The organism is Curtobacterium guangdongense, from assembly GCF_049341845.1.
Classification (GTDB): domain Bacteria; phylum Actinomycetota; class Actinomycetes; order Actinomycetales; family Microbacteriaceae; genus Curtobacterium; species Curtobacterium guangdongense.
In genome coordinates this window covers 43146-62079 of record NZ_JBMPIT010000013.1, presented here as the reverse complement: position 1 = coordinate 62079, position 18934 = coordinate 43146, and the positions used below count along the sequence as shown (strand labels likewise).

At 70.3% G+C, this 18934-nt stretch carries 15 protein-coding genes; 12 read left to right on the top strand and 3 right to left on the bottom strand.

Annotation, left to right across the window (positions count from 1 at the left end; genetic code table 11):
• The first annotated feature begins 276 nt into the window (after positions 1-276).
• The 10 genes from ACO0E1_RS17325 to ACO0E1_RS17280 all read left to right on the top strand — a co-directional run bounded on the left by ACO0E1_RS17325 (position 277) and on the right by ACO0E1_RS17280 (position 9065).
• Positions 277-1719 (top strand): sugar porter family MFS transporter, encoded by a 1443-nt coding sequence (locus ACO0E1_RS17325; protein WP_422875302.1) that lies wholly within the window; start codon positions 277-279, stop codon positions 1717-1719.
• A gap of 263 nt (positions 1720-1982) precedes the next feature.
• The gene (rpsB, locus tag ACO0E1_RS17320; protein WP_281264856.1) at positions 1983-2903 is read left to right on the top strand and encodes a 30S ribosomal protein S2; all 921 of its coding nucleotides are present in this window, start codon (positions 1983-1985) and stop codon (positions 2901-2903) included.
• 84 nt (positions 2904-2987) lie between these two features.
• Positions 2988-3815, top strand: coding sequence for a translation elongation factor Ts (gene tsf, locus ACO0E1_RS17315; protein WP_281264855.1), 828 nt, complete (start codon positions 2988-2990; stop codon positions 3813-3815).
• A 120-nt stretch (positions 3816-3935) separates the two neighbouring features.
• Positions 3936-4655: a UMP kinase gene (pyrH, locus tag ACO0E1_RS17310; protein WP_422875301.1), complete on the top strand. Its 720-nt coding sequence runs from the start codon at positions 3936-3938 to the stop codon at positions 4653-4655.
• A 46-nt stretch (positions 4656-4701) separates the two neighbouring features.
• The gene (gene frr, locus ACO0E1_RS17305) at positions 4702-5256 is read left to right on the top strand and encodes a ribosome recycling factor (protein WP_281264853.1); all 555 of its coding nucleotides are present in this window, start codon (positions 4702-4704) and stop codon (positions 5254-5256) included.
• The gene (locus ACO0E1_RS17300; protein WP_422875300.1) at positions 5256-6254 is read left to right on the top strand and encodes a phosphatidate cytidylyltransferase; all 999 of its coding nucleotides are present in this window, start codon (positions 5256-5258) and stop codon (positions 6252-6254) included. Before frr ends, ACO0E1_RS17300 begins: the two co-directional genes overlap by 1 nt.
• Positions 6255-6304: 50 nt before the next feature.
• Complete coding sequence (locus ACO0E1_RS17295; protein ID WP_422875299.1) at positions 6305-6862, top strand: DivIVA domain-containing protein; 558 nt, start codon at positions 6305-6307, stop codon at positions 6860-6862.
• A 131-nt stretch (positions 6863-6993) separates the two neighbouring features.
• The gene (locus tag ACO0E1_RS17290) at positions 6994-7986 is read left to right on the top strand and encodes an aggregation-promoting factor C-terminal-like domain-containing protein (protein ID WP_422875298.1); all 993 of its coding nucleotides are present in this window, start codon (positions 6994-6996) and stop codon (positions 7984-7986) included.
• Positions 7987-8001: 15 nt separating this feature from the next.
• Positions 8002-8310, top strand: coding sequence for a hypothetical protein (locus ACO0E1_RS17285; protein WP_422875297.1), 309 nt, complete (start codon positions 8002-8004; stop codon positions 8308-8310).
• Positions 8307-9065 (top strand): alpha/beta hydrolase, encoded by a 759-nt coding sequence (locus ACO0E1_RS17280; protein ID WP_422875296.1) that lies wholly within the window; start codon positions 8307-8309, stop codon positions 9063-9065. Before ACO0E1_RS17285 ends, ACO0E1_RS17280 begins: the two co-directional genes overlap by 4 nt.
• Positions 9066-9130: 65 nt before the next feature.
• Here the strand turns inward: ACO0E1_RS17280 and ACO0E1_RS17275 are convergent, their stop codons facing one another.
• The gene (locus tag ACO0E1_RS17275) at positions 9131-10942 is read right to left on the bottom strand and encodes a coiled-coil domain-containing protein (protein WP_422875295.1); all 1812 of its coding nucleotides are present in this window, start codon (positions 10940-10942) and stop codon (positions 9131-9133) included.
• 187 nt (positions 10943-11129) lie between these two features.
• Here ACO0E1_RS17275 and ACO0E1_RS17270 point away from each other — a divergent pair, with 187 nt between their 5' ends.
• A complete protein-coding gene (locus ACO0E1_RS17270; RefSeq protein ID WP_422875294.1) occupies positions 11130-12872 on the top strand; it encodes a DUF8094 domain-containing protein in 1743 nt (580 codons plus the stop codon).
• A complete protein-coding gene (locus ACO0E1_RS17265) occupies positions 12869-13852 on the top strand; it encodes a tetratricopeptide repeat protein (RefSeq protein ID WP_422875293.1) in 984 nt (327 codons plus the stop codon). Before ACO0E1_RS17270 ends, ACO0E1_RS17265 begins: the two co-directional genes overlap by 4 nt.
• 192 nt (positions 13853-14044) lie before the next feature.
• Here ACO0E1_RS17265 and glgB read toward each other — a convergent pair whose 3' ends face one another.
• Together glgB and ACO0E1_RS17255 are read right to left on the bottom strand one after the other, a co-directional pair.
• Entirely contained in the window at positions 14045-16723 is a 2679-nt protein-coding gene (glgB, locus tag ACO0E1_RS17260) for a 1,4-alpha-glucan branching protein GlgB (protein ID WP_422875292.1), read from the bottom strand.
• On the bottom strand, positions 16720-18720 hold the full coding sequence (locus ACO0E1_RS17255; protein ID WP_422875291.1) for a maltotransferase domain-containing protein: 2001 nt from the start codon (positions 18718-18720) through the stop codon (positions 16720-16722). Before ACO0E1_RS17255 ends, glgB begins: the two co-directional genes overlap by 4 nt.
• Between the last annotated feature and the right edge of the window lie 214 nt (positions 18721-18934).

Sequence of the window (18934 nt, the reverse complement as noted above, 5' to 3'; positions counted from 1 at the left end):
CCGCGAATACGCTGCCTGCCGACCCACCACAACCACCCCAATCGCTCAAGGTGTTGCGACCACCGAATGAACCCAAGGTGTCGTACGACAGCGAGTGTGTCGTTCCGAGTCGGGCGCGGTGAAGCGGGCGGCGCAACCAGCCCGGTTATGACCACCCGCCGCCGAAGGAGTAACGTCGGGGCCGCTCCGGACCACGCAACGCCGCTCGGACGGCGAACGAGCCGACCGCCGGGGCACCGTGCAGCATCCCGCACGGCGGCAGAACCCAGGAGCATCGTGGCAAACACGTCCACCGGGCACGGCACAGACCGTGCGTTCAAGGGGAAGGTCACCGCGTTCGCCATCGCAGCAGCGGTGGGCGGTTTCCTCTTCGGTTTCGACTCGTCCGTCATCAACGGCGCGGTCGACGCGATCAAGGGCGAGTTCGGCCTGTCCGAGGCCGCCAGCGGGTTCGCCGTCGCCTCCGCCCTGATCGGCTGTGCGTTCGGTGCGTTCTTCGCCGGCCGCCTCGCGGACCGCTGGGGTCGCACCCGGATCATGTTCTGGGCAGCGGTGCTGTTCCTCGTCTCCTCGATCGGCAGCGCGTTCGCGTTCGCCACCTGGGACCTCGTCATCTGGCGTCTCGTCGGTGGTCTCGGCATCGGGACCGCGTCGGTCATCGCGCCGGCGTACATCTCCGAGGTGTCGCCGAAGGCCATCCGTGGCCGGCTCGCCTCGTTCCAGCAGTTGGCGATCACGCTCGGTATCTTCGCCGCGCTGCTCTCCGACCAGCTCTTCGCAGTCACCGCGGGCGGCGCCTCCGAGACCGTCCTCGGGCTCGCAGCGTGGCGCTGGATGTTCCTCGTCGGCGTGATCCCGTCGGTCGTCTACGGCATCCTGGCGATCACCCTGCCGGAGTCGCCGCGGTACCTGCTCGCCAAGGGCAGGACGGACGACGCGCGCGAGGTCATGACGAAGATCGTCCCGCGTGACACGGTGAACACGAGCCTGGAGGAGATCCAGGACGGCATCAAGAAGGAAGCCAACGAGAAGAAGGGCTCCATCAAGGGCAACCGCTTCGGGCTCCAGCCGATCGTGTGGGTCGGCATCATCCTCGCCGTGCTGCAGCAGTTCGTCGGCATCAACGTGATCTTCTACTACTCGACGACGCTGTGGCAGGCGGTCGGCTTCAAGGAGGACCAGTCCTTCCTGATCTCGACGATCACCTCCGTGGTCAACGTCGCGGTGACGTTCATCGCGATCTTCACGGTCGACAAGCTCGGCCGGAAGCCGCTGCTCGTGGCGGGGTCGTCCGGCATGTTCGTCTCGCTGCTCATGGTCGCGATCGCGTTCTCGCAGGCCACGATCGTCAACGGCGCGCCGCAGCTCCCCGGCGCGTGGGGCCTCATCGCGCTGATCTTCGCGAACCTGTTCGTCGTGTCCTTCGGTGCCACGTGGGGACCGCTCATGTGGGTGCTGCTCGGCGAGATGTTCCCGAACCGCATCCGGGCCACGGCGCTCGGCGTCGGCTCCGCGGCGAACTGGATCGCGAATTTCGTGGTGACGATCTCGTTCCCGGTGCTGTCGGGGTTCAACCTGACGGTCACCTACGGCATCTACGCGCTCTTCGCGCTGCTCTCCCTGTTCTTCGTGATCGCCAAGATCCCGGAGACCAAGGGTCGCTCCCTCGAGGAGATGGGCATCACCGCGGAAGGCGACACGGTCGACGCCAAGGCGTAGTCGCGAACCCCGGGCGGGGGGGGGGGGGGGGGCCCCCCCCCCCCCCCCGCCTCCCGTCTGTGCTCTGCTAGTATCTGTCCAGCAGCGCGCTGAGCGCGCTGACTTCGCGTGTCCACGCAAACCATCCGGCCAACGGTCCAGCTCGCAAGCGCTGGCGGCCGCATGTCAGGGCACCAGGGATCACGACCTCCGGTCGGGATCGACACAACCGCAACGGGCGCACGGCCATGCCGCGCGCCGAGAACACAGAAGGAGGACGGCACATGGCCGTCGTCACCATCCGCCAGCTGCTCGACAGCGGCGTCCACTTCGGACACCAGACCCGTCGGTGGAACCCGAAGGTGAAGCGCTTCATCCTCGCCGAGCGCTCGGGCATCCACATCATCGACCTGCAGCAGTCGCTGGCCTACATCGACCGCGCGTACGACTTCGTCAAGGAGACGGTCTCGCACGGTGGCACGATCCTCTTCGTGGGCACCAAGAAGCAGGCGCAGGGCTCCATCGCCGAGCAGGCGACCCGCGTCGGCCAGCCGTACGTCAACCAGCGTTGGCTCGGCGGTCTGCTCACGAACTTCCAGACGGTCTCCAAGCGCCTCGCGCGCATGAAGGAGCTCGAGGAGATCGACTTCGACGACACGACGAAGGGCTTCACCAAGAAGGAGCTCCTCATCAAGAAGCGCGAGCTGGACAAGCTCCACAAGACCCTCGGTGGTATCCGCAACCTCACGCGGACCCCGAGCGCGCTCTGGATCGTCGACACCAAGAAGGAGCACCTCGCCGTCGACGAGGCGCAGAAGCTCGGGATCCCGGTCATCGGCATCCTCGACACCAACTGCGACCCCGACGAGATCGCCTACCCGATCCCGGGCAACGACGACGCGATCCGCTCCGTCGGCCTGCTGACGCGCATCATCGCGGACGCCGCTGCCGAGGGCCTCAAGACCCGCCACAACGGTGGCTCCGACGACGAGGCCGCCGAGCCGCTCGCCGAGTGGGAGCAGGAGCTCCTCGGTGGCGAGTCCGCCGCTCCGGCCGCCGCCGCTGCCGAGACGCCGGTCGAGGAGAACGACGCCGACGCGCAGGTCGCCGCGAAGGAAATCGGCGAGCCGATCGCCGACGAGGCGAAGAACGCCGAGCCGACCGCCGAGGCCGAGGCCGCTGCGGAGACCACCCCCGCCGAGTGAGTGTCAGAGGGCGCCGGGCCACACGGCTCGGCGCCCTCGACTCCGCTCTCCACACACGCATAGTCCAGAAAGGACGCCATTCGAATGGCAAACTTCACCGCTCAGGACGTGAAGAAGCTCCGCGAGGACCTCGGGGCCGGCATGATGGACGCGAAGAACGCGCTCGTCGAGGCCGACGGCGACTACGACAAGGCCGTCGAGCTGCTCCGCATCAAGGGTGCGAAGGCCGTCGCCAAGCGCGATGACCGTGCGACCTCCGAGGGCGTCGTCGTCGCGACCGCCGAGAACGGAGCGGCCACCGTCGTCGAGCTCGCCTCCGAGACCGACTTCGTCGCGAAGAACGAGAAGTTCACCACCCTCGCCGACAAGGTCCTCGCCGCGGTCGCCGCTGCGGGTGCCGCCGACGTCGCCGCCGCCAACGAGGCCCCCCTCGACGGCAAGACGGTGCTCGAGGTCGTCAACGAGAGCGCCGCCGCGCTCGGCGAGAAGCTCGAGGTCCGCACGGTCCGCCGTGTCGAGGGCTCGAACTTCGAGATCTACCTGCACAAGACGAGCCAGGACCTGCCCCCGCAGATCGCCGTGGTCGTCGCCTATGACGGTGACAACGCCGCCGAGGCCCGCTCCATCGCGCAGCACGTCGCGTTCGCCAACCCGTCGTACCTCACCCGCGACGAGGTCCCGGCCGAGGCGATCGAGAAGGAGCGCGCGACCGTCGAGGCGATCACCCGCGAAGAGGGCAAGCCCGAGGCTGCGCTCCCGAAGATCGTCGAGGGTCGCGTCAACGCCTTCATCAAGGGCATCGCGCTCCTTGACCAGGACTACGCGAAGGACAACAAGATCTCCGTCGCGAAGGCCGCCGAGAACGCCGGCATCACGATCCAGGGCTTCGCCCGCGTCAAGGTCGGCGCGTAACGAACCCGTGACGGGGTCAGGAACCATTCGGTTCCTGGCCCCGTTTTCGCGCCCGCCGCAGCACGACCGCACGGGCGCTAGTAGATTCCCACGAGACTCCTCAACGAAGGGTGCGAGCACATGACCGACGAGAAGACCGGACGACGACGGGTCCTGCTGAAGCTCTCCGGAGAGGCGTTCGGCGCCGGCTCCCTGGGGGTCAACCCGGACGTGATCAGCAGCATCGCGAAGGAGATCGCGATCGCGGCCCAAGAGGTCGAGGTGGCGATCGTGGTCGGCGGTGGCAACTTCTTCCGCGGCGCAGAGCTCTCGCAGCGCGGGATGGACCGCGGCCGTGCGGACTACATGGGCATGCTCGGGACCGTGATGAACGCGCTCGCGCTCCAGGACTTCCTCGAGCAGGCCGGTGCGGCGACGCGGGTGCAGTCGGCGATCAGCATGACCCAGGTCGCCGAGCCGTACATCCCGCGGCGCGCCGAACGGCACCTCGAGAAGGGCCGCGTCGTCATCTTCGGCGCCGGTGCCGGCCTGCCCTACTTCTCCACCGACACCGTGGCCGCCCAGCGCGCGCTCGAGATCGGCGCCGAAGAGGTCCTGGTCGCCAAGAACGGCGTCGACGGCGTCTACTCGGCCGACCCGAAGAAGGACCCGACCGCCGAGAAGCTCCACCACGTCACCTACCAGGACGCACTGCTGAAGGGACTGAAGGTCGTCGACGCCACGGCGTTCTCCCTCTGCATGGACAACGGCATGCCGATGCACGTGTTCGGGATGGAGCCGGGTGGCAACGTCCAGGCCGCGATCCGGGGTGAACGCATCGGCACGGTGGTCAGCAACTGACCTGCACGGCTGACTAGACTCGACGACGTACCGAAGGAGAACCACCGTGATCAGTGATGTCATGACCGAAGCCACCGAGAAGATGGCGAAGGCGGTCGACGTCGCCAAGGACGACTTCGCAACCGTCCGCACCGGCCGCATCAACGCCGCGCTCTTCCAGAAGATCCCGGTGGACTACTACGGGTCGCCGACGCCGCTCGCGCAGCTGGCGTCCCTGCAGACACCGGAAGCCCGCACGCTCATCGTGACGCCGTACGACAAGTCGGCGCTCAAGGAGATCGAGCGCGCGATCGCGACGTTCCCGAACCTCGGCGCCAGCCCGACGAACGACGGCGAGATCGTCCGCGTGACGATCCCGGAGCTCACGCAGGACCGCCGCAAGGAGTTCGTGAAGCTCGTCCGTGGGAAGGGCGAGGACCACAAGGTCGTCATCCGGAACATCCGCCGCAAGGCGAAGGACGACCTCGACGCGCTGAAGGGCGAGATCTCGGACGACGAGATCTCCCGCGGTGACAAGGACCTCGAGGTCCTCACGAAGAAGCACGTCGACCAGATCGACGACGCGCTGAAGAAGAAGGAAGCCGAACTCCTCGAGGTCTGATGCCGCGTCGAGACGAGGGCGTCGACCGCCCGACAGCAGATGACCCACGGCCACCGGCGAAGGGGCTCAGGCACGACTTCGATGCCAGGGCCCGCGCCGCGCGGTCGGACTTCGAGGCGCAGATCCGACAGCGCCGCGCGTCCTTCGACGCCCGGAACGAGGCGCTGACCGCGCGGACCGGCAGGAACCTCCCCGCAGCCATCGCGATCGCCCTGGCCTTCGCCGTGGTGATGCTCGGCTCGCTCCTGATCTGGACCCCGGCGTTCATGGTCGTCGCCGCGTTCCTGATCGGGTTCGCCGCGTGGGAACTCGCGAGTGCGATGCGGTTCGCGGGGCGCGACGTCCCGCGGATCCCGAGCGTCGCCACCGGCATCGCGATGGTGCCGGCCGCGTTCCTCGGTGGTCAGGTCGAGGCGCTCTTCACGATCCTCGGCGGCATCGTCCTGATCACCGTCTGGCGCTTGGTGGAGGTCGCGGTCAGTCGCGATCGCCCGTCGGCGGCGAACGTGTTCCGCGACCTGACGAACGGGCTGTTCGTCCAGGCGTACGTCACCCTGCTCGGCGCCTGCGTGGTGCTGCTGTCGGCACAGGACGGCGGGCCGCTGTGGGTCGTCGGGTTCATCCTGGTCGTCGTCGCGGTCGACACGGGTGCCTACGCGACGGGTCTGAACCTCGGCAAGCACCCGATGGCGCCGCGGATCAGCCCGAAGAAGACCTGGGAGGGCTTCGCCGGCTCCGTCGCCGCGAGCATCCTCGTCGGCATCATCGTGTCGTGGCTTATGCTCGGGCTCCCGTGGTGGGCGGGCATCGTCCTCGGCGTGCTGATCTCGGGGTCGGCCACGCTCGGCGACCTGACCGAGTCGATGATCAAGCGCGACCTCGGCATCAAGGACATCTCGTCGTTCCTGCCCGGTCACGGTGGGCTCCTCGACCGCATCGACAGCATCCTGCCGTCCGCTGCCGTCGCGTACGTCCTGTACCTGATCGTCAACCACTGAACGAACCCGGTCCGCGCGTCCAGCTTCCACCAGGGGAGTGGGCTGGCAGAATGTCGCCCGTGCCCACGACGTTCCCGACAGCCCCCCGCTCGGTCCTCGGCTACGACATCGACGAAGTCGAGCGTTTCCTCGAGGACGCGCGTCGCGCCTACACGGCGAACGACAGCGCACCCGGCATCGAGGCGGCGAAGATCCGCGCGACGGCCTTCTCGATGAAGAAGGGCGGGTACTCGACGCAGCACGTGGACGCCGCACTCGAACGGCTCGAGGACGCGTTCGCCACCCGCGAGCGGGAGCGTGAGATCGCCGACGTCGGGCAGAAGACCTGGTACGCCGAGGCGCGGACGAAGGCGTCCGACGTCGTGGAGCGGCTGGACCGCCCGGACGGGCAGCGCTTCCACCGCGTGAACGTCCTGTCGACCGGCTACCACCCGAAGGACGTCGACGCCTTCGCCAAGCGCCTCGGCGGGTACTTCCGAGAGGGCAAGCCGCTCAGCCTCACCGAGGTGCGGTCGATCGTGTTCCGCCCGAAGCACGGCGGCTACCGCGAGGCCCAGGTCGACGCGCTCCTCGACGCGGTCGTCGAGGTCATGCTGGCCGTCCGCTAGCCGGAGACCGACGCGCGGGGTGCAGGTGCTTCGCTTTCCGTGATCGTTCCGTTATCCTGGTCGAACTCATGGGCAGGCACACGGCAGACATTCGATCCGACCGCGCAACCCGGCAGCAGCAGGACCACCCCGTGGTCAGCGAACGCCGCGCGGCACTGAACCGAATCCGCACCGCGGAGACTCCGGTTCCACTGGCGAACCCGGCAGCAGCGAAGCCGGCAGCAGCGAACCAGGCTGCGGCGAACCCGATGGCCCAGGCCGCGGTGCAGCCTGAGCCGGTCATCGCTCCCAAGTCTGTCGCGGACAACCGCGTCAGCGACGCCGCACAGGCCGTCGCACACGGAGAGGCCGTCGCCCGCGCGGAGGCCGCCCCGTCGACGCCCTCGGACCCGCGCATCGTCAAGCAGCGCCGCGCGACGACCGCGCAGCGCCGCCCAGGACTCGCGCTGTCGCCGTCGACGGCCACGACCGCCGACACGACGCTCAACGGCTTCATGCGCCGTCGCGCGACGATCCCCGCGCTGTCCTTCTTCGCCGTGGCGTTCCTCGCCGGCGGCTCGCTCTTCAACCCGCTGCAGGCCGACGTCGCCCAGGCCGCGGTGTCGACGCCCGTGCTGACGAAGGCCCCGGCCCCGCAGGTCTACACGGCCCACGGCACGTACGGCTCGTTCGAGGTCTCCCGTGACGGCTACGAAGTCACGAAGCCCGCGCCGAAGGTCGTCACCCCGCCGGTGACCGAGACCGACGACACGGCTGCGACCTCGACCGCGAAGAAGGCCGTCACCCCGTCGAACAGCATCGCCGCCGTCGCCGCGACCCCTGACCCGGGCAGCGCGCAGGCCATCGCGCTCGAGCTCGTGTCCGCCCGCGGGTGGGGCACCGACCAGTACAACTGCCTCGTCTCCCTCTGGAACAAGGAGTCGGGCTGGCGTGTCAACGCGTACAACCCGAGCGGTGCCTACGGCATCCCGCAGGCGCTCCCTGGCAGCAAGATGGCCTCGGCCGGTGCCGACTGGCAGACGAACCCCGCGACGCAGATCACGTGGGGTCTCAACTACATCTCGGGCGTCTACGGGACCCCGTGCGGTGCATGGGGTCACAGCCAGTCCTTCAACTGGTACTGATCGGCGGTTCCGCAGGTGCCGCGCAGCAATCGGCCGCGGCGCCCTCGGGGCGACCGTCGCCCGGACGACGTCCAGGAACCGGTCGGTCTCGAACGCCTGATGAGCGGGTGGAAGCGGACCGAGGTCCGTCGCGGGCGTGAGTACGCCGTCCAGCCGATCTCGGCAGCGTCCGCGCAGAAGGAGTACCTCTGCCCGGGGTGCGGCCTGACCATCGAGCCCGGCGTCGCGCACGTGGTGGTGTGGCGTGCCGACGGTGTCCTCGGCGACGCAGCGGACCTCGCATCGCGTCGGCACTGGCACAACCACTGCTGGAGGACCGCATGAGCGACGCCGCGGACGCACCCGGAACCGAGGACACCGAGATCCGGTCCGGCACGGTGCTCCCCGCCGTGCGCACGGACATCGAGCTCGTCACCGACGACCACCTCACCCTCGTCGGGGAGCTCGCGGCGCCGCTGGGCCGTCCGGCGCGCGGCACGATCGTCACGCTCCACCCGCTGCCGACCGCGCACGGGTTCATGGACTCGCACGTGCTGAAGAAGGCGGCTGCCCGCTTGCCGGAGCTCGCGGACATCGCCGTGCTGCGGTTCAACTTCCGCTCGGTGACCTCGCCCCGCGGAACATCAGAGGGCACGTTCGGCGACGGTGTCTCCGAGGGGTTCGACCTCCGTGCTGCGGTCGCCGACGTCACGGCACGCGGACTGCCCACCCCGTGGCTGGTCGGCTGGTCCTTCGGCACCGAGGTGATCCTCAAGCACGCGCTCGAGCACGTCGACGCCGGGACCGTCGCCGGCGTGGTCCTGCTCTCGCCGCCGCTCCACCGCACGACCGATGACGAGCTCGCACGGTGGGCCGACGTCGCCGTGCCGGTCGTCGCCTTGGTCCCGGAGCACGACGACTTCCTGCAGCCGGAAGCGGCCGAACGGCGCTTCGCCGTCGCGCCGAACGTCCGCGTCGTCCCGGTGGCGGGCGCGAAGCACCTGTGGGTGGGGGAGCGGTACGTCCGGATCGTGCTGGACGCGATCGCGGACCTGGTGGTGCCCGGCAGCGCGCCGCTGCCGACGCACGTCACGCACTGAGACCGACCGCCTGTCGGCGGTGACCGGACAGGAGGCCCGGTGCAGGGCCTCCAGTCCGGGCCGGTTCAGGAGTCGGTGGCGTTCGCGTCGGCCGGGAACTCGATGACGCCGGCAGCGTGCGACAGCACGCCACGGAGGTTCTCGAGGTACCCGGCGACGGCTTCGCGCTCGGTGCGGATCGCGGCGAGGCGGTCCTCCGCCTCGGCGATCTGCGCGGCCGAGCGCTCCTCGGCCTCGGCGACGAGGCGGTGCGCACGTTCCTGCGCCTCGGCGAGGACGGTGCGGGCGCGCTCCTCGGCGTCGGACGTGCTGGTGCGCTCCAGGTCGTTCGCCTCTTGCTGGAGCCGCTCCGCACGCTCGCGTGCCTCGGTCGCGCGGCGCGTGGCCTCCGCGAGCTGGAGGTTCGCCTCGTCGAGGTACTTCTGCGTCTCGGTGACCGTCTCGTGGTGCTTCTGGAGGTAGTACTGCTCGGCGTCGTCGCGGCGGGCGGCGAGCTCGGACTCGAGGGTCGTCCGAGCCTCGTCGCGGTCACGGGCGATCTCGGCCCGGACCTCGTCGCGCTCCTTGGCGAGGCCGGCGCGTGCGGTGTCGATCTCCTGTCGGAGCGCGGTGCGCTCGGCTTCGAGGGCGTCGAGCTCGGCGCTGCGGCGCTCGGCGATCTCGGTGTCGACCTCGGCGTGCTCGCGCTCACGACGCGCGGCGAGCTCGGCGGCGTGCTCCTGGGCGAGCCGTTCGGCGGACGCGGTGGCCTCGGCGCGCTCGCGCTCGATGCGTCCGCGGTGCTCCTCGGTCTCGCGGGCGATGCGGTCAGCGGTCTCCCGCACGAGCCGCTCGTTCTCGGCTGCGGTGTGCTCCTGGTCGACGCGCAGTTGCGCACGAGCCGCTTCGAGCTCCTGCTCGAGTGCCGCCCGGGCGGACGCGAGCTCGCGATCCCACCCTGCGCGGCCGGCGGCGAGCTCCTCGTCGAGGAGTCGGCGGCGGTCGGCGAGCTCCGACTCGAGCTCGTCGCGGCGGCCGTCCACCTCGGCGGCGAGGTCAGCCCGACCGGTTGCGATCTCGAGCTCGAGCGCTCGGGAGCGTTCGCCGTGCTCGTGCTCCCACGCGGCCCGGCCGTCGGCGATCTCGCGCTCGAGGGCGTCGCGGCGGGTGCGCTCGTCGCGGTCGAGGTCCTCGGTCCGTCGGCTGTGGTCGGCCTCGAAGACACTGCGGCGGTGTTCGGTCTCGCGGTCCAGCTCGGCCGCTGCGCTCCGTGCGTCGGCGGACTCGCGCTGGGCGAGTTCGCGGAGTTCGGCGACCTCGTGCTCGACGCCTGCGCGGAGGGCGTTGGTCTCGCGGATCGCGATCGAACGGGTCTCCGCGGCCTCGGTGACCGCTGCACCGCGGATCGCCGCGGACTCGTTGCGGGCGTCCTGCGTGAGCATCCCGGCCTCGGCGCGGGCCCGCTCGACGGTGTCGGCTGCCTCGGCCCGGGCGCGGGCGAGTTCGTTCGTCGCCCGGGTCCTGGCGTCCTCGAGGGTGTCGCGCGCCTCTTCCTGGGCTTCGCGGACGGTGCGCTCGGCCTCGGCACGGCTGGATGCCCGCAGCCGCTGTGCGTCGATGTCCGCCTGGCTGATCAAGCGGGTGGACTGCTCCTCGGCGACGCGGAGGGTGGACTCCAGGCGGGTGCCGAGTCCGCTGTACGTGGGGGTGCCCGCCTCGTCGAGCTCCGCCTGCATGTCGGACAGACGGGACTGCAGGAGACGGATCTCCTTCGCGGCTTCCGCGCGGTCGTTGTTCGACTTGATGAGCTCCCGGCGGAGGTCGTTCAGAGCACGGTCGACGTCGTCCTTGCGGTACCCCCGCATCTCGGTCCCGAACTCTGCCTCGTCGTTCGCCACGTGTCGCTCCTGCTGGTCCTCCGGACGGCGCCGTACCGCCCGCGCGTCGAGTGTAGTGGTGCGGCACGGACCCCGTCTGAGCCGGTGGACAGCGAGCGGGGATGCACTCTCCAGCCTCTCTCGCGTATCCTGGGCCGTTGGTTCGCGCGCCGATTCCCCCCACCCCGGCGCGGAGGGAGAGAGATCCGTGCGATTCGTCCTGGCGATCGTCAGTTTCGTGATCGGGCTGCTGCTCGTCGGTCTGGGCGTCGCCCAGCGCACCGTCTTCGCGCCACCGTCCTCCACCGTGGCGCAGGCGTCGTCGATGACGAGGGCGCCCGTCACCGTCATCCCCGGCTCCACGCTCAACGCGAACCCGGGCTACCAGCGCATCAACGTCGCCGGCTCGGGGACCGTCTTCGCCGCGTACGGCAAGACCTCCGACGTCGACGCGTGGGTGGGTGACGCCAAGCACAACACGCTGCGGTACGACGCCGAGAGCGAGCGCCTCGTCGCGAGGACGTCCGGCAGCGACGCCTCCGTGCCCGACCCGAAGGGCAGCGACCTCTGGTACCAGGAGTACGACGGCGCCGGGCAGTTCACCGTACGCCTGCCGCAGGACGTCTCCGTGGTCCTCGTCGGCGACGGCAAGTCCGCCGCTCCCGCCGACGTCTCCGTGACCTGGCCGCGTGACACCGCGACACCGTCGGTCGGTCCGCTCATGGTCGCCGGTGGCGTCTTCGTGCTCGGCGGGATCGTCCTGCTCGTCTGGGCGTTCCTCCACCAGCGTCGTTCCCGTGGTCCGCGGCGTCGCAGCGGCGGGACCCGCCCGCCGCGCGTGCGTGCCTCGCGACGTGCAGCGGCAGCGGGGGCACAGGTCCCGGCCCGGTCGCGCCGAGGCCGCCGCTCGATGATCGCGGTGCCGGTCGTGCTCGTCGGCGCGCTCTCGCTCGCCGGGTGCTCCTCGGACTACTGGCCCCAGGGCGGCGGTGACGCCTCGGCGACCGCCACGCCGTCGGCTTCGGCCACCGGTGCCGCCGAACAGGCCGAACCGACCGCCGCGACCCGGCAGCAGATCACCCGCATCGTCGGGCGGATCGCCGAGGTCGCGACGAAGGCGGACACCGACAAGGACGCCGACCTCGCCGCGACGCGGTTCACCGGACCGGCGCTCGAGCTCCGCAAGGCCAACTACCAGATCCGCGACAAGGACCAGGACGTGCAGGCCCCGCCCGCGATCTCGGCCGCGGACATCTCGGTGTCGCTCCCGCAGCAGACCGACTCGTGGCCGCGCACGGTGTTCGTGGTCGCCTCCGACCCGAGCGACCAGAAGACGGCGCCGCAGGCCCTGACCCTCGTGCAGGAGTCCGCGCGCGACGACTACAAGGTCGCGTACGACGTCTCGCTCGAAGCCGACGCCAAGCTCCCGTCGGTCGCCCCGGTGTCGATCGGTACCGCGCAGCTCGCGTCCGACTCGAAGCTCCTCGCGCTCGCCCCGGACGCGGTGGGGCCCGCCTACGGCGACATCCTCTCGAAGGACGCGGACAGCGAGTACGCCGACCTCTTCGAAGCGGACGGGGACGACCTGCGCGGCAAGATCGGCAAGGACTACAAGGACAAGAAGTCCGCGTCCCTGCCCGACACCGCGAAGATCGAGTACTCGTCGGAGTCCCCGGACGGTTCCGCGATCGCTCTGGCGACCAACGGCGCCGGTGCGCTCGTGTCCGTGAACCTCAACGAGATCGAGAAGGTCACCCCGACCGCCGACGGCGCCGAGGTCAACACCGAAGGCGCGGTGAAGGCCCTGTCCGGGGTCGACTCCAGCAAGAAGGGCATCACCGCCACGTACGGCGTCCAGCTGCTCTTCTCCGTGCCGGCCGTCGGGTCGGACGACAAGATAGTCCTGCTCGGGTTCACGCAGGGCCTGATCGCAGCGAGTGAGGTGCAATGACGAACGTCCCCCCGACCCCGTCCGGACTCCGCGGAGCCGTCGACCTGTCATCCCTGGTCGAGCGTGCCCAACGTCCGGCAGCGCAAGCGGCAAGCCCGGCGGCACCCGGTGCCGGTTCCGAGACCGGTGCCGACCTGACCGTCCCGTCGCTCGTCATCGACGTCACCGACGAGACCTTCCAGGACGTCCTGCAGCTGTCCACGATCGTCCCGGTGATCGTCGACATCTGGGCCGAGTGGTGCGGGCCGTGCAAGCAGCTCTCACCGATCCTCGAGCAGCTCACCGAGGAGTACGCCGGACGTGTCGTCCTGGCCAAGGTGGACGCCGACACGAACCCGCAGCTCGTGCAGGCGTTCCAGGCGCAGTCGATCCCGACCGTGGCCGCGGTGATCGGCGGGCGCCCGCTCGGGCTCTTCGTCGGCGCGCTCCCGGAAGCCCAGGTCCGCGACGTCTACGAGCAGGTGCTCCAGGCGGCGGAACAGAACGGCGTGTCCGGTCGCGTGACGGTCGACGGCGCCGGAACCGACACCGAGCCGGTCGAACAGGGCGAGCGAGAGCCGGAGCCGCTGCCGCCGCACCACCAGGCGGCGTACGACGCGATCGAGCAGGGCGACTACGCCACGGCGATCCAGGAGTACAAGACCGCGATCGCGCAGGACCCGCACGACCAGATGGCCGTCGCCGGGCTCGCGCAGGTGTCGCTCCTCGACCGGCTGAACGGCCGGACGGCGGACGAGATCCGCTCGGCGGCGGGCGACGGGCCGTCCGACGTGGGCGCGCAGCTCGCCGTCGCCGACCTCGACATCAGCGGCGGTCACGTCGAGGACGCCTTCGGGCGCCTGCTCGACCTGGTTCCGACGGTGTTCGGCAGCGACCGTGAGTCCGTGCGTGTCCGGCTCGTCGAGTACTTCGAGCTCATCGGCGCGGAGGACCCACGCGTCATCGCGGCGCGTCGGCGCCTCGCGAGCGCGCTGTACTAGCCGCGACCCACACAGACGGACGGGAGGCTCGGTGCCAGCTGGCACCGAGCCTCCCGTCCGTCCGTCCGTGCGTGCGTTCCTGCCCATCGCACCCGCGGTAGAAAGCCGAAACGCGCGTAAGTGGCCGGAAAATCGGGCCTCCTACGCGCGTTTCCGCTTCCTACGCGCGAAACGGCCTGGCGGGTCAGCGGGTCAGCGGGTCAGCTTCAGCCAGACCGCGCCGAGCGGCGGCACCACGAGGTGGGCTGATGCCGGGCGGCCGGCCCACGGGGTGTCCTCTGCCGTGACGACCCCGAGGTTCCCGACACCCGAGCCGCCGTACTCGGCTGCATCGGTGTTGAGGACCTCCTGCCACTGCCCAGCTGCAGGCAGCCCGAAACGACGCTCGACGGGGACGCCCGAGAAGTTCACGAACACCGCCAGCCGCTCGTCGCCGGTCTTCCGCAGGAACCCGATCGTGGAGTGCGGGGCGTCGCCGCCCTCGATCCACTCGAAGCCCTCGGACGTGGCGTCGTGTGTCCACAGCGCTGGCGTGTCCTTGTAGACGCGGTTGAGCGCCGCCACGAGGTCCTGAACTCCTCGGTGGCCGGGGTCGTCGAGGAGCCACCAGTCCAGCCCGCGTTCCTCGGACCACTCGGAGGCCTGCGCGAACTCCTGGCCCATGAACAGCAGCTGCTTGCCGGGGTGTGCCCACATGAACGCCAGGTAGGCGCGGACGTTCGCGAGCTTCTGCCACTCGTCTCCGGGCATCTTGCCGTAGAGCGAGCCCTTGCCGTGCACGACCTCGTCGTGGCTGATCGGCAGGGTGAACTGCTCGCTGAACGCGTACACGAACGAGAACGTCAGCTCGTCGTGGTGGTAGCTGCGGTACACCGGTTCGCGCTGCACGTACTCGAGCGAGTCGTGCATCCAGCCCATGTTCCACTTCTGGCCGAACCCGAGCCCGCCGGCGTCCGTCGGCTGGGTCACGCCGGGCCACGAGGTGCTCTCCTCGGCGATCATCACGATGCCCGGGTAGCGCTTGTACGCGGTGGCGTTCGTCTCCTGCAGGAACGAGATCGCCTCGAGGTTCTCGCGGCCGCCGTGGATGTTCGGCAGCCAGTCGGTGCGGGAGTAGTCGAGGTAGAGGATCGACGCGACGGCGTCGACCCGGAGGCCGTCGATGTGGAACTCCTCGAGCCAGTACAGCGCGTTCGCGACGAGGAAGTTGCGGACCTGCGGCTGCCCGAAGTCGAACACGTAGGTGCCCCAGTCGAGCTGTTCGCCGCGGCGGGGGTCCGGGTGCTCGAAGAGCGCGTGGCCGTCGAACTTGCCGAGTGCCCACTCGTCCTTCGGGAAGTGCCCGGGGACCCAGTCCATGATCACGCCGATGCCCGCCGAGTGCAGCCGGTCGATGAGGTACCGGAGGTCGTCCGGCGAACCGAACCGCGAGGTCGCCGCGTAGTACCCGGTGACCTGGTAGCCCCACGAGCCGCCGAACGGGTGCTCCGCGAGTGGCAGGAACTCGATGTGCGTGAACCCGAGGAACTGCACGTGGCCGATGAGCTGGTCGGCGACCTCCCGGTAGCTCAGCCCGGGGCGCCACGAGCCGAGGTGCACCTCGTAGACGCTCATCGGGCGGTCGTGCGTGGTCGTCCTCGCCCGGTGTTCCATCCACGCACGGTCGCCGTCGGACCACTCGTAGTCGGAGGTCGTGATGACGGACGCGGTCAGCGGTGGCACCTCGGTGCGCCGCGCGAACGGGTCGGCGCGCTCCACCCAGCCGCTGTCGGTGAGGATCTGGAACTTGTACCGCTGCCCTTCGACGGCGCCCGGCCAGAACAGCTCCCAGACGCCGAGGTCGCTCAGTCGGCGCATCGCCGTGGTGCGGCCTTCCCAGCCCTCGAAGTCGCCGATCACGCGGACGGCGGTGGCCCGTGGCGCCCAGACCGAGAACGCGACGCCCTCGACCCCGTCCATCGTGCGGACGTGTGCGCCGAGGTGGTGCCAGAGCTGCTCGTCGCGGCCCTCGCCGAACAGGTGCAGGTCGAGCTCGCCGAGCGTCGGCGGGAACCGGTACGCGTCGTCGGTCGTCCAGGTGGTGTCGTCGGTGTCGGTGCTCTCGTCGTAGTCGTAGTCGGCCTCGACCCGGTAGCGACCGAGCGGCTCGGCAGTGGCGCCGGCCCAGAGCCCGCCGCCCTCGTGCGTCAGCTCGATGTCGTCGCCCTCGAGCCGGACGAGCCGGACGGCGTGGGCGAGGTGACGGACGACACGGACGCTCGTCCCGCCGTCGACGGGGTGCGGGCCGAGGACGTCGTGCGGCTGGGACCAGCGGCCCTCGGCGACGGCGGTCCGCAGCCACTCCTCGACGGGTGCCGGGTGCGGCTCCGTTGCGGCGTCGGCCACCGGGCTGGAGGCTCCGCTCGGTTCGGGCGCGTCCGTCCGGTCCTGCGCCCCTTCCTGCGCTGCCTCCGGCACGGCTTGCTGCACGGGTTCTGCTCCGGCTTCCTGCATCGCTTCCGCGGTGACGTGGCGCGGGTGCGCGGAGTCGGCCGCGTGGCCGGAGAGCGTCGCCGACTCCGGGACACCGCGATCGGGTGCTTCGCGTCGCGGGAGTCGGGCGCCCGGCATGTCCTCGCCGGGTGCGGAGCTCCGCGGCTCGTACCGCGGCGACTCGAAGCGCGCGGAGGGCGGCGTCGGGACCGGGGACGGCGCCGGTGCCGGTGCCGTCGCGGGATCGATGTGCTTCGCGGGGTGCGTCGGCCGGGGAGTGTCCTCCGGCATCAGGCGGGGGAGCACGGGCGGGGGCGGCGGCTGGACCGGCGGCACGCTCGGCCCCTGCCCACGGTCCTGACCGGTGGTGCGGTCGGGCTGTTCGGGGTCGATGGTCATCGGTGCGGTCCTTCCACGACGAGCAGGTGTACGGGTTCTTGGAACGCGTCCAGGCGGACGTAGTTGGACGAGCCCCAGACCCAGCGCTGCCCGGTGACGACGTCGCGGACGTCGAAGGACTGCTCCGGGTCGAGGCCGAGGGCGGCGAGGTCGAGGTGCACGGTCGTCTCGCGGGCCGAGTGCGGGTCCACGTTGGCGACCACGATCACGGTGTCGTCCCGACCGGACCGGATGAACCGACCGGGCAGGTGCTTCGAGTAGACGACGATCGCGTCGTCCTCGGCGTCGTGCACGTGCAGGTTCCGGAGCTGCCGGAGCGCCGGGTGCGCCGATCGGAACCGGTTGAGCATCGTCACGTACGGCGCCAGGCTCGCGCCCTCGGCCTCGGCCAGGGCGAAGTCGCGCGGCTTGTACTCGTACTTCTCGTTGTCGATGTTCTCCTCGGAGCCCGGACGTGCGACGTCCTCGAAGAGCTCGTACCCGGAGTACATGCCCCACGTCGGAGCACCGGTCGCGGCGAGCGCAGCACGGATCTTGTACCCGGCGCGGCCGCCGAACTGCAGGTACTCGGTGAGGATGTCCGGCGTGTTCACGAACAGGTTCGGACGGAGGTACGCGCTCGTCTCGTGGGCGAGCTCGTCGAAGTAGTCGGCGATCTCGTCCTTCGTGTTCCGCCACGTGAAGTACGTGTACGACTGCTGGAAGCCGGCTTCGGCGAGCGCCCGCATCATCGCCGGACGCGTGAACGCCTCGGCCAGGAACACCGTCTCCGGGTGCTCGTCGCGGATCTCCCTGATGACGCGCTCCCAGAACCAGAGCGGCTTGGTGTGCGGGTTGTCGACGCGGAAGATCCGGATGCCGAACGCGATCCAGTGCCGGAGCACCCGTTCGACCTCGGCCACGAGGCCCTCCGGGTCGGTGTCGAACTGGATCGGGTAGATGTCCTGGTAGCGCTTCGGCGGGTTCTCCGCCGTGGCGATCGAGCCGTCCGCACGGACCGTGAACCACTCCGGGTGCTCGGTCACCCACGGGTGGTCGGGGGAGCACTGCAACGCGAAGTCGAGCGCCACTTCCATCCCGGTGTTCTTCGCCGTCTCGACGAAGTCGCGGAAGTCGTCTTCGGTCCCGAGGTCGGGGTGGATCGCGTCGTGCCCGCCGTCTTCGGACCCGATCGCCCACGGGCTGCCCGGGTCGTTCGGTCCGGCGTCGAGGGTGTTGTTCGGGCCCTTCCTGGCGGTGTGCCCGATCGGGTGGATCGGCGGCAGGTAGACGACGTCGAAGCCCATCCGCGCGACGCCGGGCAGTCGGCGTGCCGCCGTCCGGAAATCGCCGCTCTTCCAGGAGCCGTCCGTGCCCCGCTTGGCGCCTTCACTCCTGGGGAAGAACTCGTACCAGGCACCGACCCCGGCCCGAGTGCGCTCGACGTCGAGCAGCTGCACGGGGGAGTGCGTCCGGAGCGAGGTGAGCGGTGCTTCGGCCACTTCGCCGGTGATGCGGGGATCGTCGACCGCTGCGAGCCGTTCGGCGGGGTCGAGGTCCTCGTCGCGGACGCGTTCGGCGGCGCGGGCGGCGGCGGGGGAGTCGGTCTCGGCGGCGAGCCGATCGAGCAGGGCCGCACCGTCGAGGAGCGTCGCTTCGGTGTCGACGCCCGCCGCGATCTTGAGTCGTGCGCCGTGCAGCCAGGTCTCCCAGTCGTCGGAGTACGCCTCCACGTGCCAGGCCCACACGCCGGTGTGGTCGACCTGCACCGTCGCTTCGTACCGGTCGGTCCCCGGTGCGACGAGGATCAGCGGGACCGTCCTGGTCCCGCCGTCGGGGCGCTCCACGACGAGGTCGGCGCCGATGACGCCGTGTCCTTCTCGGAAGACGGTCGCTCCGAAGGTGATCACCTCGCCGTCGAACGCCTTGCCCGGGAAGCCGTTCGGCGTCCTCGGGGCGAGATCGGTGATCGGGATGCGCCCGATCTTCGGACGCCGGGGTCGGTCTGCGGTGGCCACGGAACCGACGCTACCCGGCGGCGCCCTCCGTGTTCACCGGAACCCGGAGACTGTGGAGAACCCGTCGCCACCGATCGGCGGACGGGAGGCTCGTGGCGGCCCGGCACCGAGCCTCCCGTCCGCCGTCCGCTCGCGTTCCTGCCCATCACGGCCCGGATGGAAAGCCGAATCGCGCGTAGGTGGTCCGAAGTTCCGACCACCTACGCGCGATTCG

Coding starts and splice junctions, on each gene's coding strand:
- ACO0E1_RS17295 (WP_422875299.1), top strand. CDS start 6,305: ATGTCGCCCGTGCCCACGACGTTCCCGACAGCCCCCCGCTCGGTCCTC.
- pyrH (WP_422875301.1), top strand. CDS start 3,936: ATGACCGACGAGAAGACCGGACGACGACGGGTCCTGCTGAAGCTCTCC.
- tsf (WP_281264855.1), top strand. CDS start 2,988: ATGGCAAACTTCACCGCTCAGGACGTGAAGAAGCTCCGCGAGGACCTC.
- rpsB (WP_281264856.1), top strand. CDS start 1,983: ATGGCCGTCGTCACCATCCGCCAGCTGCTCGACAGCGGCGTCCACTTC.
- glgB (WP_422875292.1), bottom strand. CDS start 16,723: ATGACCATCGACCCCGAACAGCCCGACCGCACCACCGGTCAGGACCGT.
- ACO0E1_RS17300 (WP_422875300.1), top strand. CDS start 5,256: ATGCCGCGTCGAGACGAGGGCGTCGACCGCCCGACAGCAGATGACCCA.
- ACO0E1_RS17265 (WP_422875293.1), top strand. CDS start 12,869: ATGACGAACGTCCCCCCGACCCCGTCCGGACTCCGCGGAGCCGTCGAC.
- ACO0E1_RS17280 (WP_422875296.1), top strand. CDS start 8,307: ATGAGCGACGCCGCGGACGCACCCGGAACCGAGGACACCGAGATCCGG.